Here is a 14649-nt window from a genome sequence, read left to right as displayed (position 1 = left end):
TTGAATTGCGCTCCCCGGCCGGTGATCTTCCACCCTGGCCGGTGTTTTGCGCAACCAAAAAGCGGAACGAGAGAGCCATGCCGAAGCGCCAAGATATCAAGTCCATCCTCATCATTGGCGCAGGACCGATTGTGATCGGTCAGGCATGTGAATTCGACTATTCCGGCACACAGGCCTGTAAGGCGCTGAAGGAAGAGGGTTACCGGGTCATTCTGGTCAACTCCAACCCGGCAACGATCATGACCGATCCGGGCCTTGCCGACGCTACCTATGTCGAGCCGATCACGCCTGAGGTCGTCGCCAAGATCATCGCCAAGGAACGCCCGGACGCGCTTTTGCCGACCATGGGCGGCCAGACCGCGCTCAACACCGCGCTTTCTCTCAAGCGCATGGGCGTTCTCGACCGCTACAATGTCGAAATGATCGGCGCGAAGCCTGAAGCCATCGACATGGCGGAAGACCGTGCCCTTTTCCGCGAAGCCATGGCCCGCATCGGCCTTGAAACCCCGAAGTCGATGCTCGCCAACGCCACCGAAATCAAGGATGCCGACCGCAAGAAGCACGAAATCGCCCGCACCGAACTAAAGGGCAAGCTTTCGGGTCCTGAGCTCGACAAGGCGCTGGATGACCTCGAAAACCAGTGGAACCTCGGCGAGACCGATCGCAAGCAGCGTTACATGGCCCACGCCATGGCGATTGCCGCCCAGGCCATCGACCATGTCGGCCTGCCCGCCATCATCCGCCCGTCGTTTACGCTTGGCGGCACCGGCGGCGGCATTGCCTATAACCGCTCGGAATTCTTCGACATTGTCTCGGGCGGCCTCGATGCATCGCCGACGACCGAAGTGCTGGTCGAAGAATCGGTGCTCGGCTGGAAGGAATATGAGATGGAAGTCGTCCGCGACACGGCGGACAATTGCATCATCATCTGCTCCATCGAAAACATCGATCCGATGGGCGTCCACACGGGTGATTCGATCACGGTCGCACCGGCGCTGACGCTGACGGACAAGGAATACCAGATCATGCGCAACGCCTCGATTGCGGTGCTGCGTGAGATCGGCGTGGAAACCGGCGGCTCGAACGTGCAGTTCGCCGTCAATCCGAAAGACGGCCGTCTCGTCGTCATCGAAATGAACCCGCGCGTGTCGCGCTCGTCGGCCCTCGCATCGAAGGCGACCGGGTTCCCGATTGCCAAGATCGCCGCCAAGCTAGCCATCGGCTATACGCTGGACGAGCTGGAAAATGACATCACCGGCGGCGCGACGCCTGCTTCGTTCGAACCGTCGATCGACTACGTCGTCACCAAGATCCCGCGTTTCGCCTTCGAGAAATTCCCGGGCGCCTCGCCGATCCTCACCACCGCCATGAAGTCGGTCGGCGAAGTCATGGCGATTGGCCGCACCTTCGCCGAATCGCTGCAGAAGGCGCTGCGTGGCATGGAAACCGGCCTCACCGGTCTCGATGAAATCGAAATCCCCGGTTTTGAGGAAGGCGAAGGCTCCAAGAACGCCATCCGCGCCGCCATCGGCACGCCGACGCCCGATCGTCTGCGCATGGTCGCCCAGGCGCTGCGCATGGGCATGACCGAAGAAGAAGTCCACGAAAACTCGAAGATCGATCCGTGGTTCATCGCCCAGTTCAAGGCCATCGTCGACATGGAAGCCCGTATCCGCGAGCATGGCCTGCCGCAGGATGCCGAAAACCTGCGCATGCTGAAGGCCATGGGCTTCTCCGACGCCCGCCTCGCCAGCCTGACGTCCAAGCGTCCGAAAGAAGTGGCCGAACTGCGCAACAGCCTCAATGTTCGCCCGGTCTTCAAGCGCATCGACACCTGCGCTGCCGAATTCGCTTCGCCGACCGCTTACATGTATTCGACCTATGAAATTCCCTTCGTTGGCGCAGCCCGCTCGGAAGCGCAGGTTTCCGACCGCAAGAAGGTCGTCATCCTCGGCGGTGGCCCGAACCGTATCGGCCAGGGCATCGAGTTCGATTATTGCTGCTGCCACGCCGCCTTCGCGCTGAAGGATGCCGGCTTCGAAGCCATCATGATCAACTGCAACCCGGAAACGGTTTCCACCGACTACGACACCTCCGACCGCCTCTATTTCGAGCCGCTGACGGCCGAAGACGTGATCGAGATCATGCGCGCTGAACAGGAAAAGGGCGAGCTGGTTGGCGTCATCGTGCAGTTCGGCGGCCAGACCCCGCTGAAGCTCGCAGAAGCGCTGGAAAAGAACGGTATCCCGATCCTCGGCACCGCGCCTGACATGATCGACCTTGCCGAAGATCGCGACCGCTTCCAGAAGCTGCTGATAAAGCTCGATCTCGCCCAGCCGAACAACGGCATCGCCTATTCGGTCGAGCAGGCCCGCCTCGTCGCGTCTGAAATCGGCTTCCCGCTGGTCGTTCGCCCGTCCTACGTTCTGGGTGGCCGCGCCATGCAGATCATCCACTCGGAAGGTCAGCTGCAGACCTACCTGCTCGATACTGTTCCGGGCCTCGTACCCGAAGACATCAAGCAGCGTTACCCCAACGACAAGACCGGCCAGATCAACACCCTGCTCGGCAAGAACCCGCTGCTGTTCGACAGCTACCTGACCAACGCCGTCGAAGTCGACGTCGATGCGCTGTGCGATGGCGAAAACGTCTTCGTGTCAGGCATCATGGAGCATATCGAAGAAGCCGGTATTCATTCGGGCGACTCGGCCTGCTCGCTGCCGTCGCGTTCACTGAGCAAGGAAACCCTTGACGAGCTGGAGCGCCAGACGACGGCTCTTGCAAAAGCGCTGAATGTCGGCGGCCTGATGAACGTGCAATACGCCATCAAGGACGGCACGATCTACGTTCTCGAAGTCAACCCGCGCGCCTCGCGCACCGTGCCTTTCGTCGCCAAGACCATCGGCGCGCCGATTGCCAAGATCGCCGCCCGCGTCATGGCCGGTGAAAAGCTCAATACAGCGATTGCCGCCTATGGCGAAAAGCCTGATCCGCGTAACCTGAAGCACATCGCCGTCAAGGAAGCCGTCTTCCCCTTCGCGCGCTTCCCCGGCGTCGACATTCTGCTCGGACCGGAAATGCGCTCGACGGGTGAAGTCATCGGCCTCGACACGGATTTTGCGCTCGCCTTCGCCAAGAGCCAGCTCGGCGCCGGCGTTGACCTGCCGCGCTCCGGCACGGTCTTTGTTTCGGTGCGTGACGACGATAAGGAAGGTGTTCTCCCCGCCATCCGCATTCTGGTGGAAAGCGGCTTCAAGGTCGTGGCCACCGGCGGCACTCAGCGTTTCCTTGCCGAACGGGGCATCAACGCCGAAAAGATCAACAAGGTGCAGGAAGGCCGTCCGCATATCGAAGACGCCATCCGCAACCGCCAGGTACAGCTCGTCATCAACACCACTGATAGCAACAAGGCGATTTCCGATAGCAAGTCGCTGCGCCGTGCAACACTGATGCAGAAGGTGCCCTATTACACGACCATGGCCGGTGCCGAAGCTGCAGCCCTTGCCATCCAGGCCCTGAAGGCCGGCAATCTGGAAGTGAAGCCGCTGCAGAGCTATTTCCAGTAAGCGACTGTCGGGAAATTCCCGCCGTCACGTGCTGAATGAAAACGAAACGCCGCGGGTCGCAAGATCCGCGGCGTTTCGCATTGCGTAATCCCCCTGCAATCCGTTTCCGGTATCAAAAACGCATCATTCCGACGTGAGGTTCATGATGCCCTTATCCAAGACCGACATGCCGACCTCGGCCACAGGCGGATATATTTCGCCTGCGCTTGCCCGCATAATCGCCGGCATTTCCGCGCCTGTCGACGCAACTCCGGTGATCAGCACCGAAACCTTGCGGGGTTAAAGCAATGGCAGGACGTCCGCCGGGACCGGAACGGGTGGCTTTTCCGCTGCGGATCGAACCCGCAATATTGAACGTGATCAGGAACACGGCCAGCGGTGAGTTGCGCAGCATCAACGCCCAGATCGAGATATTGCTCAAGGAAGCCCTGCACCATCGCGCCGCGGTGAATGAATTGAGCGAGCAGCAGGGCTAGGCCGCCAGCGCCTCGCGCACGCAGTTGCGCCCTTCGCTCTTGGCCCGGTAGAGGGCGCGATCCGCCATTTCCGCCAGCGTCTGCAGGTCGCAGCGCATTTCGCCGGTGGTCGCGACGCCGATGCTGATCGTCACGCCGACGCGCAATCCACCACAATCGACGTCATTGACGGCAACCGCATTGCGAATACGCTCGCCGATCATTGAGGCTTTCTGACCTCCTGCACCCGGCAGGAAGATGATGAATTCCTCACCACCGTAACGCGCCAGCACATCGGCACCGCGTATGCTGCCACCGATGCGTTTCGCCACTTCCTGAAGGACGCTATCACCGACGGCATGGCCAAAACGATCGTTGATCAATTTGAAGTGATCGATATCCAGCAGCATGGCCGCATCGGCGGGATCGGGAGCCGCAGGCATGGCCTGGAAAAAGAAGCGGCGGTTCTTGACGCCGGTCAGCGGATCGGTGTTGGCGAGAACCAGCAATTTCCGTTCGGACCGCTCGGCCACCAGCATCATCACGAACAGCGCGATGGCGAAGTTCAGCATGATGATGAAGAAAAACGCATTGACCAGATTGATGATGGCATAGTCCGGGAGGAATATACTTTTCACCACGGATAGCGAAATCAGACCGGAAATCCCGGTGATTGCGCCGAGTGCCAGACGGGAGAGAAGCCGCTCCTTGCGCCATCTTGTGAAAAGACCACCCGCGCCCGCAAGATAGGCGAGAGCCGCGCAGCCATTGAACAGAGCCGCACGATAGGCATTGTTTTCAGCCACCTGCAGCGCGACGACAATCGCCAGCAGGGCGACAAGACAGAGGACAACCACCGTTCGGCGACCCACAGGGCGTCCATCGCTCAAAACTTTCAGACCGAGCCAGATCAGCGCATAACCGATAATGCCGAAAACGACACTGCCGAGCTGCCAAAAAGCCGGTGACATTATCCCCCATTCGCCGTAACCCGCGAGGGTGGAACCAATTGTCATGGCAGCAAAGCCCGCGGCAAGAGCAACCGGGCCACGCAATCCACGATTTGACAACTTCAGATAGATGAAACTCAGCAATCCTACAATATAAGAACACTTTTGCATCAGTATGACTGTCGTGAGGTCGAGTTCACCCAACATAATATGTCCACGCAATAAATAAATAAAACGAATTCAATTATCATCTATAAGTATAAAATTTCAATAAAAATAGCGAACCAAAAAATCGTAAATTATATTCATAAAAATCAAAATAAAATACAATATTTTCATAAATTAATAAAACAATCTATTCGAATGATCTTATAAACTCCATATCCTTTTTAAAGAGCAGAATTTCCGCGTGCTTCGCCTCCCCGTCCGGCAGGCGCAGCAGGTAGGAAGGATGCACCGTGGCAAACAGCGTTCGCCCTTCCTGCATGGGCAGAGGGCGGCTGCGAACGTCGGTGACTTTCTCCTTGCCACCGGTCAGCGCATAAAGCGCCGTCGCGCCCATGGCGACGATGAGCTTCGGCTGCACCAATGCAATTTCCTGGCTCAGCCACCAGCGACATTGCTGCACCTCACCCGCATCCGGCCGCTGGTGAATACGCCGCTTGCCACGTGTTTCATATTTGAAATGCTTCACGGCATTGGTGACGTAAAGCCGCCTGCGATCCACGCCGATCTCGCCCAGCGTCCGGTCAAAGAGCTGACCGGCAGGGCCGAGGAAAGGTTTTCCGGCAAGATCTTCGTGATCGCCCGGCTGCTCGCCGACGATCATGACATCCGCATCCTCCGGCCCCTCGCCAAAAACAGTTTGCGTCGCCTTGCAATGCAGCGGACACCGGGTGCATTGGCCTGCCTGCCGCCTCAAGGAGGCAAGCGAACCTTCCGGTTCCGCCGACAGGACCTCCTCCCGTGCCGCGGCGGCAACGGCCTGCAGGCGGTGGTGAAATGGCTGCGGCTGGCTTGCCGCCTTGGCCGCCATATCCAGCACCCGCGCCTCCGCGCCCAGAATGAGGCCGGGAATGAGATCCGCCTCGGGCAGGTTCTTCCAGTATTTTTTCGGCATCTCCGCCGTCATCGCCTTGATCTTCAAGCGGGCGGGATTGAAGATATTGGCGTAATAAGTCCGCCAGAGATCATCCGTCTCGTCTGTCAAATCGGGTTTGGCGGCGGCCTCTCGCGATGTTTGCAGCACGCTCCCATCCCATCGCGCAGACCCTTGCGGTGTCGCGATCAACCAGTCCATGTCGGTGAACCGCCGCTGAAAAAACGGCGCCTCGCGCTCGACAATAAAATGATCCGGCTCGAACCAGGCAACGAAGCGCCGTCGCCCGCCCTGCCCCTGCGGTAAGAGTAACTCCTTGAAACGAACGAAGGCCGTCATCTTGTGACAGTCACGACGGACGGATTTTTCGAGCAGTCGTGCCTGTGAAACATCCGGATCGGACTTGAATTGCAACAGGGCGCGATCCTGCCTAAGCCGCCACAGCAGCCGGTATAGCAGCGCAAAACGGCCCTTATCGCTGTGACAGATCACCGCCTGTGCCAGCGCCACGAAAGCGGACGGAGCGGAGACCTGGGTTTCCCCAGGCTTGAGCGTCGGCAACGGCTCCCCGGCAAAATCCAGCAGACCAGCTTCGTCATCCCGCAGCCGCCAGTCGATCGCCTCTGGCGGTATGTTGGCGGCAAGCGCCGCCCGAGCCGCATCGCGCCACTCGCCGAAATCGCCCCGCCCTTCGAGAACCGGGCCATACATCACAACAGCGACAATTGTTCGGGCTGCGGCTCAAACATCGCCCGCAGATCAGGCCGTTCAGTCAGTTTGCCCGGCGTCCAGCCATCCGCGACGATAAAGGCCTTCACCTTTTTCAGGGACACCCCGAAACGGGCAACATCCTCCAGCCGTACCCGCCGGAACCGCCGTGACGACAGGATGGACGCCACCGTCTTGGTGCCGAAGCCGGGAACGCGCAACAGCATTTCCCGATCCGCCGCATTCACATCCACCGGAAAACGGTCGCGGTTTTTGAGCGCCCATGCCAGCTTCGGATCAATATCGAGATCGAGCATGCCATCGCCACCAATCGCGGTTATCTCGCCAATGTCGAAACCGTAAAACCGGTAAAGCCAGTCGGCCTGATAAAGCCTGTGCTCACGCATCAAGGGCGGCTTGATAAGTGGCAGGTTTTTCGAGGAATCCGGAATGGGACTGAAGGCGGAATAATAGACGCGGCGCAGGCCATAACTGCCATAAAGCCGGGCACTGGTGGAAAGGATGGTGCTGTCATCAGCGCCGTCAGCACCCACGATCATCTGCGTGCTCTGTCCGGCGGGCGCAAAGCGCTTGGTCCGACGCGTGCGCACCGTCGGCTCGCCGGCCTCCTCGATTTTCAGGCGAATATCAGCCATGGAGCGGCGAATATTTGCAGGCTGCTTTTCCGGCGCGAAACGGCCGATACCGCTATCGGTCGGCAACTCGATATTGATCGACAGCCTGTCCGCATAAAGCCCCGCCTCCTCTATGAGCTTCGGCGATGCTTCAGGGATCGATTTCAGATGGATATAACCACGAAATCCATGAGTAACGCGCAACTCACGCGCCACGCGCACCATCTCTTCCATCGTATGGTCGGAAGAGCGGATAATGCCGGAGGAAAGAAACAGCCCCTCGATATAATTGCGCCGATAAAATTCCAGCGTCAGCCACACTACCTCTTCGGCGGTAAACCGCGCGCGCTCCACATTGCTGGAGGAACGGTTGATGCAATAGGCGCAGTCATAAATGCAGAAATTGGTGAGCAGGATTTTCAGCAGCGAAATGCAGCGCCCATCCGGCGCATAGGCATGGCAGATCCCCGATCCCTCCGTGGAACCCAATCCGCCCGATGCAGCGGAGCTGCGTTTCGTCGTACCGCTGGAGGCGCAGGATGCGTCATATTTCGCCGCATCGGAGAGAATGGCCAGACGTTGCCTGATTGACTTCTTCATAATTATGTTCACTATATGTTCTATTGAGAAATGTCAATCTTGCCGCCTAACTTCATGAATGAATGCATAAAATTGCCCGCCTCAAATTTGCTGGCATTTCGCTATCGTCTTCTGATATAGTCGGCTTAGTTATGATTTTGGCATGGTTCCGGAGTTCCCCTCCGGAACCTGTTTCTTTTTGTGTCTGCAAGTAAAGCGACCGGAATGCGAAGGATAAAAAAATGGTAGAAAAAGTACCGATGACTCAGGGTGGATTCGTCAAGCTGCAGGAGGAGCTGCGCTTTCGCCAGCAGGAGGAACGTCCCCGTATCATCGAGGCAATTGCGGAAGCGCGCGCCCATGGCGACCTTTCGGAAAATGCCGAATACCACGCTGCCAAGGAAGCCCAGAGCCATAACGAGGGCCGCATCACCGAACTGGAAGACCTGACCGCCCGCGCGGAGGTCATCGACCTTTCCAAGATGTCCGGTTCCAAGATCAAGTTCGGCGCCACCGTCAAGCTGGTGGACGAGGACAGCGACGAGGAAAAGACCTACCAGATCGTCGGCGACCAGGAAGCCGATGTGAAGGCTGGCCGCATCTCCATCTCCTCGCCCATCGCCCGTGCCCTGATCGGCAAGGAAGTTGGCGACAGCATCGAAGTCAATGCTCCGGGCGGCGCCAAGGGTTACGAAATCCTCGCGGTACAGTGGGGCTGATGAGCCTCACCGCAATGCGCCCCTCGCGGGCGCATTGCCTTTTGACGTATCAAACCGCCAAACCAGCCGCAGAGACGGAAGCCCATCTTGTCCCACGTCAGTCTGAAAGATGTGCAGGTGCTTGCACCGAACTTCAAGCGCAGGCTCTCCGGCGTCACCTCCACCATCGTTCAGCTCATTCCAGTGCAGAACCGGCTGGGACAAAAAGTGGCCGTCATCGGCCCCGGCCTGCCGCCGCATCTGCCGCATGTGCGCTTCCGCGATCTGTGGCGCCTCTGGCAAAACGGGCCGTTCGGCGGCCCCCGCATCTGGCACGCCCGTCGCAATCTTGAAATGCTGCCGGGCATTTTCATGCGCGACGTGCTGCGCATGAAGGTAAAGCTGCTGTTCACCTCGGCCGCGCAAAGGCGACATTCCGCCTATACCCGCTTTCTGATTTCGAAGATGGATGCGGTGGTGGCAACCAGCGGCCGTTCCGGCTCGTTTCTTGAAGTCCCCCATAGCGTCGTGATGCATGGCGTCGACACCGATCTGTTTCATCCGGCGGAAGGCCCCGAGGACACGATCGCCTCAACCGGCCTGCCGGGACACTATCTGATCGGCTGTTTTGGGCGGGTGCGCCACCAGAAGGGCACCGATCTCTTCGTGCGCGCCATGATCGAGCTTCTGCCCGCACACCCTGAATGGACGGCCGTGGTTTCCGGCCGCGTGACGGCGGAACACAAGGCCTTTGGTGACGCACTCAAAGCCGATGTTGCCGCAGCCGGCCTTTCCGACCGGATCGTGTTTCAGGGCGAAGTCGATGATATCAAACCCTGGTACAGACGGCTGACGCTCTATGTCGCCCCGTCGCGAAACGAGGGTTTCGGCCTGACACCGCTCGAGGCGATGGCGTCGGAAACATCAGTCGTTGCCAGCAATGCCGGCGCTTACGAGGAAATGATCGTCAAGGGAAAGACCGGCATGGTGGTCGAAGCGGGTGACTACGCAGCACTCGTGGATGCGATAAAGCCCTATCTTGCCGACCCGGCTCTGGCCAAAAACCATGCGCTGGCCGGGCTTGCGCATGTGCGCACCACATTCCCGCTGGAAAAAGAGGCGACAAGTCTCGGTGCGGTCTATGACACGCTAAGGCGCGCATAACGCCTAGCAAAGCAACTGCAAATCTGCCGTTCAGATTTCCACGAGACCGACGCGCTTGACCTGACGGATGGTGAGCATGGTGCGAACCGTGTCGACATTTTCGTCAGCCGTCAGAACCTCGATGACGAAATCCTGAAACTCGGTGAGGTTTCTGGCAACACAATGCAGCAGGAAATCGCTTTCGCCTGACACCATCCATGCCTGCCGCACCAGCGACCAGCCGCCCGTCGCGGCAGCGAAAGCCTTCAGATTGCTGTCCGACTGGCGCTTGAGGCCAACCATGCAGAAGGCGACGAGATCAAAACCGAGCTTCGGCGCGTTCAACATGGCGTGATAACCCTCGATCACACCCGCTTCTTCGAGCTTGCGGACACGCCTGAGGCATGGCGGCGCGGAAATACCGACCCTTTCGGCCAGTTCCACATTGGTCATGCGCCCGTCGCGCTGCAATTCGCGCAGGATTTTCAGATCGATGGCATCGAGTTCGACGCTGGTCACGGAGAAGTTCCTCGTTAAGCCGTAGAAGTTCCTTGTACTATTCGGCACGGGATTCGCAACAATATGCCGCCGGCCGGTTACAAAATTGCGCGCGCATCCACAACTGCCTTGTTGGTAACGCAAGGCTGCCCTTGAATAAAGACACTAGACAACCTTAAATACCTGCCAACGAAGGGGTTGTGGCCCGTCCGCCGTCCACGGCTGGAAGGCCCTTGAGCGAAGACCCTGCTATTGAGAAGGAATGTTTCCATGTCTGCCCGCCACACGAAGGTATTGATCATCGGCTCCGGTCCCGCCGGCTATACGGCGGCGATCTACGCGGCCCGCGCAATGCTGAAGCCGGTGCTGATTGCCGGCATGGAACAGGGTGGCCAGCTGATGATCACCACCGATGTCGAAAACTATCCGGGTTTTGCCGATCCGATTCAGGGTCCGTGGCTGATGGACCAGATGCTGAAGCAGGCAACCCATGTGGGCGCGGAAATCGTCAGCGACCTCGTGACCGAAGTTGACACCACGACCCGGCCATTTGTGGTCAAGACCGATTCCGGTCAGGTCTGGACTGCCGATACGCTGATCATCGCCACCGGCGCCAAGGCCAAGTGGCTCGGTATCGAGAGCGAACAGCATTTTCAGGGTTTCGGTGTTTCCGCCTGCGCCACCTGCGACGGGTTCTTCTATCGCAACAAGGATGTGATCGTGGTCGGTGGCGGCAATTCCGCCGTGGAAGAGGCGCTCTATCTCGCCCATATCGCCAAATCCGTGACAGTCGTGCATCGCCGCGACAGCTTCCGTTCGGAAAAGATCCTGCAGGAACGGCTGTTTGCCAAGGAAAACGTCAAGATCCTGTGGAACACGGAAATCGCCGAAATTACCGGCGCACCCACCAAGCCACCCATGCCACCCTCCGTCTCGGGTGTGCGCCTGCGCGACACCAAAACCGGCGTCATCAGCGATACGCCCATCGACGGTGTCTTCGTCGCCATCGGCCATGCGCCTGCGGTTGAACTGTTCAAAGGCAAGGTGAAGCTGAAAGACAACGGCTACATGTGGACCGCTCCCGATTCCACGGCAACCGACGTCGAAGGCATCTTTGCGGCCGGTGACGTCACCGACGACATTTACCGCCAGGCGATCACCGCCGCCGGCATGGGCTGCATGGCAGCGCTGGAAGCAGAACGCTATCTCACCGCGCAACAACCGCTCGCGGTCGCAGCGGAATAACCGAAAGGCAGGATAGGCATGGCAATGCCATTGGACTGGGATAAACTGCGCATTTTTCATGCCGCAGCCGAAGCAGGGTCTTTCACCCACGCTGCCGACAAGCTGCATTTGTCCCAGTCGGCCATCAGCCGCCAGGTCAGCGCGCTGGAGCAGGATGTCGGCGTCAAGCTGTTCCATCGTCATGCTCGTGGCCTGATCCTCACCGAACAGGGCGAGTTGCTGTACCGCACCGCACATGACGTGCTGCTGAAGCTCGAAACGGTGAAGATGCAGCTGACCGAAACGACGGAAAAGCCGAGCGGCAAGCTGCGCGTCACGACGACGGTTGGTCTCGGCCAGGGCTGGCTGACGGACAAGGTGCAGGAGTTCCTGCAACTCTATCCGGAAATGTCGATCCAGCTCATCCTCGACAATGAGGAACTGGACGTGAACATGCGCCACGCCGATTGCGCCATCCGCCTGCGCCAGCCGCAGCAATCGGACCTTATCCAGCGCAAGCTGTTTACGGTGCACATGCATGTCTATGCCGCGCCGTCCTACATCAATCGCCACGGCGAACCGCAGTCGATCGAGGATCTGGACAATCACCGCATCATCTCCTTCGGTGAACCGGCGCCAAACTACCTTCTTGATGTCAACTGGCTGGAAAACGCCGGCCGGTCTTCAGACAATACGCGCATCCCGCATCTTCAGATCAACAGCCAGACCTCGATCAAACGCGCCTGCCTGCTGGGAATAGGCATTGCCTGTTTGCCTGACTACATCGTCGGGCGCGATCCCGGTCTCATCCAGCTGTCGTTGGCCGCAGATATTCCGTCATTCGATACCTACTTCTGCTATCCCGATGAAATGAAAAACGCCGCAAAGCTGAAAGCTTTCCGCGATTTCATCGTCGCCAAGGCGCGGAACTGGAACTTCTGACGCTAAATTAGCCGGAAAACATGGATATCCGTTTAAATTCAAACACTTGAAAATGCGGATGAGAGGGCTGCCGACAGGCGGCCCTCACCAGCATTGCACATAAAATACACCGGAAATATCGAGGCCTGCATCGCGCGCATGCCTGACCTGCACAAAAAAGAGTTGTTTCGTGCACAAAAAAGCACCATATCGCTCTCAGCTGATGCACACGGTGGCTTTTCCTCCCAGTTCCACCGCATCAGCTGTTCCCCTCTGGAGGTTTTTGACCTTCACACTTAAAGGGCCCTGGATCTATCCGGCGGCCCTCTTTTTTTACCCGCAAGAATTTTCCCCAATTTGGCGAAATATCGCACGATGCAACCTTGTTTTGCATTATTGACGCTCCCATATTTTAGCTGGCTGTCACGCTCCCGTAAGGCACGCGACAGCTGTTCCCCTCTGGAGGTTTTAACCTTCAAACTTATCGGGCCGCGGAGACATCCAGCGGCCTTCTTTTTTGGGAAGTATCCCCCGCCATCCCCACAGGCCCTCACGGATACGTGATTTGTATATCGGAAACCATCGATATAAACATCGTTCATGCCAGATATTAGAGAAACACCGATGAACCCGGAGGAAGTCCTCAAAGCCCTTTCCCACCCCGCCAGGCTGAAATTTCTGGAATGGCTGAAGTGCCCGGAAAATCACTTCTGTCAGGACCATCCGTTCAGCATGGGTGTGTGCGCCAACCAGTTTCAGATCAGCGGCCTGTCACAATCCACCGTCTCGTCGCATCTGGCGGTGTTGCAGGCAGCCGGCCTGATAAGGTCGAAGAAGGTTGGGCAATGGGTGTTTTTCGAACGCAACGAGGAAACCATCGACGCGTTCCGCAATTATCTGCACGCGAATCTCTGAGCCTCCCAAGCTTTGAGCCCCTGGGGTGCCGGACCGGAAACCAGCACGTGGTTCTCCTTCCGGCACCCAGACCGAAAGACAGCGCGCCTTAAGCGCAATTTCGCCAACCGACCAGAAAGTGAAGTCGCATGACCAGTCTTTTCGAACCGGCACAGGCCGGCGATATCGCACTCGCCAATCGTATCGTCATGGCTCCCCTCACCCGCAACCGTTCGCCGGGGGCAATTCCCAACAATCTGAACGCCACCTATTACGAGCAGCGCGCCACGGCGGGGCTGATCGTCACCGAAGGCACGCCGATTTCCCAGCAGGGACAGGGCTATGCGGATGTTCCGGGCCTCTACAAGCAGGAAGCCGTCGAAGGCTGGAAGAAGATCACCGACGGCGTACATTCGGCCGGTGGCAAGATCGTTGCGCAGATCTGGCATGTGGGCCGCATTTCGCATACGTCGCTGCAGCCGCATGGCGGCCAGCCCGTCGCCCCTTCCGCCATCCCGGCCAAATCGAAGACCTATATCATCAATGATGACGGCACCGGTGCTTTTGCGGAAACCTCCGAGCCGCGTGCGCTCACCATCGACGATATCGGCCTCATCCTTGAGGATTACCGCAGCGGCGCCCGTGCCGCGCTGGAAGCTGGTTTCGACGGCGTCGAAATCCACGCAGCCAACGGTTATCTGATCGAGCAATTCCTGAAATCCAGCACCAACCAGCGCACCGACGACTATGGTGGCTCAATCGAAAACCGCGCCCGCTTCCTTCTGGAAGTGGTGGATGCGGTTACGGAAGAAATCGGCGCAGGCCGCACCGGCATCCGCCTCTCCCCCGTCACCCCCGCCAACGATATTTTCGAGGCTGATCCGCAGCCGCTTTACAATTACGTTGCGGAAGAGCTCGGCAAGCGCAATCTCGCCTTCATCCATGTCGTTGAGGGTGCGACCGGTGGCCCGCGTGATTTCAAGCAGGGCGACAAGCCCTTCGATTACGCCGCCTTCAAGGGTGCGTATCGCAATGCCGGCGGCAAGGGCCTGTGGATCGCCAATAACGGCTACGACCGTGCAAGCGCTATCGAAGCCGTGGAAAGCGGCAAGGTCGATGCTGTCGCCTTCGGCAAGGCCTTCATCGCCAATCCGGACCTGGTGCGCCGCTTCAAGAACGATGCACCGCTGAATGAGCCGAACCAGCCGACCTTCTATGGCGGCGGCGCAGAAGGCTATACCGACTATCCGGCGCTCGGCTGATCATTGATAAAACCAAA

General features: G+C 58.6%; 12 protein-coding genes. 8 read left to right on the top strand and 4 right to left on the bottom strand.

Annotation, left to right across the window (positions count from 1 at the left end; translation table 11 throughout):
* The first annotated feature begins 77 nt into the window (after nt 1–77).
* Entirely contained in the window at nt 78–3566 is a 3489-nt protein-coding gene (gene carB, locus M0412_RS01995) for a carbamoyl-phosphate synthase large subunit (protein ID WP_269702218.1), read from the top strand.
* A gap of 287 nt (nt 3567–3853) precedes the next feature.
* Complete coding sequence (locus M0412_RS01990) at nt 3854–4042, top strand: hypothetical protein (protein WP_269702216.1); 189 nt, start codon at nt 3854–3856, stop codon at nt 4040–4042.
* Here M0412_RS01990 and M0412_RS01985 read toward each other — a convergent pair.
* The 3 genes from M0412_RS01985 to M0412_RS01975 form a co-directional block, all read right to left on the bottom strand.
* Nucleotides 4039–5178, bottom strand: a complete 1140-nt coding sequence (locus M0412_RS01985; RefSeq protein ID WP_269702214.1) for a GGDEF domain-containing protein — start codon at nt 5176–5178, stop codon at nt 4039–4041. The genes M0412_RS01990 and M0412_RS01985 overlap by 4 nt on opposite strands.
* Nucleotides 5179–5326: 148 nt before the next feature.
* Nucleotides 5327–6781, bottom strand: coding sequence for a UdgX family uracil-DNA binding protein (locus tag M0412_RS01980; RefSeq protein WP_269702212.1), 1455 nt, complete (start codon nt 6779–6781; stop codon nt 5327–5329).
* Nucleotides 6781–8013, bottom strand: a complete 1233-nt coding sequence (locus tag M0412_RS01975) for a putative DNA modification/repair radical SAM protein (protein ID WP_269702210.1) — start codon at nt 8011–8013, stop codon at nt 6781–6783. Before M0412_RS01975 ends, M0412_RS01980 begins: the two co-directional genes overlap by 1 nt.
* A 221-nt stretch (nt 8014–8234) precedes the next feature.
* Here M0412_RS01975 and greA point away from each other — a divergent pair, with 221 nt between their 5' ends.
* Nucleotides 8235–8711, top strand: a complete 477-nt coding sequence (gene greA / locus M0412_RS01970; RefSeq protein ID WP_026363859.1) for a transcription elongation factor GreA — start codon at nt 8235–8237, stop codon at nt 8709–8711.
* 87 nt (nt 8712–8798) lie between these two features.
* Complete coding sequence (locus M0412_RS01965) at nt 8799–9854, top strand: glycosyltransferase family 4 protein (protein WP_269702204.1); 1056 nt, start codon at nt 8799–8801, stop codon at nt 9852–9854.
* 30 nt (nt 9855–9884) lie between these two features.
* Here M0412_RS01965 and M0412_RS01960 read toward each other — a convergent pair whose 3' ends face one another.
* A complete protein-coding gene (locus M0412_RS01960; protein ID WP_161991241.1) occupies nt 9885–10352 on the bottom strand; it encodes an Lrp/AsnC family transcriptional regulator in 468 nt (155 codons plus the stop codon).
* Between the two features lie 249 nt (nt 10353–10601).
* Between M0412_RS01960 and trxB the strand changes: the two genes are divergently transcribed.
* From trxB to M0412_RS01940, 4 genes are all read left to right on the top strand, one after another.
* A complete protein-coding gene (gene trxB / locus M0412_RS01955) occupies nt 10602–11576 on the top strand; it encodes a thioredoxin-disulfide reductase (RefSeq protein WP_269702202.1) in 975 nt (324 codons plus the stop codon).
* A 24-nt stretch (nt 11577–11600) separates the two neighbouring features.
* On the top strand, nt 11601–12497 hold the full coding sequence (locus M0412_RS01950; RefSeq protein ID WP_046798419.1) for a LysR family transcriptional regulator VtlR: 897 nt from the start codon (nt 11601–11603) through the stop codon (nt 12495–12497).
* 603 nt (nt 12498–13100) lie between these two features.
* Nucleotides 13101–13391, top strand: coding sequence for a helix-turn-helix transcriptional regulator (locus M0412_RS01945; RefSeq protein WP_142840681.1), 291 nt, complete (start codon nt 13101–13103; stop codon nt 13389–13391).
* Nucleotides 13392–13519: 128 nt separating this feature from the next.
* Nucleotides 13520–14632: an alkene reductase gene (locus M0412_RS01940; RefSeq protein WP_142840339.1), complete on the top strand. Its 1113-nt coding sequence runs from the start codon at nt 13520–13522 to the stop codon at nt 14630–14632.
* The last annotated feature ends 17 nt before the right edge of the window (nt 14633–14649 follow it).

It is taken from the genome of Agrobacterium sp. O3.4, assembly GCF_041414895.1.
GTDB lineage: Bacteria > Pseudomonadota > Alphaproteobacteria > Rhizobiales > Rhizobiaceae > Agrobacterium > Agrobacterium cucumeris.
The sequence above is the reverse complement of the archived record's forward strand: the minus strand, read 5'-3'. Positions and strand labels throughout refer to the sequence as shown.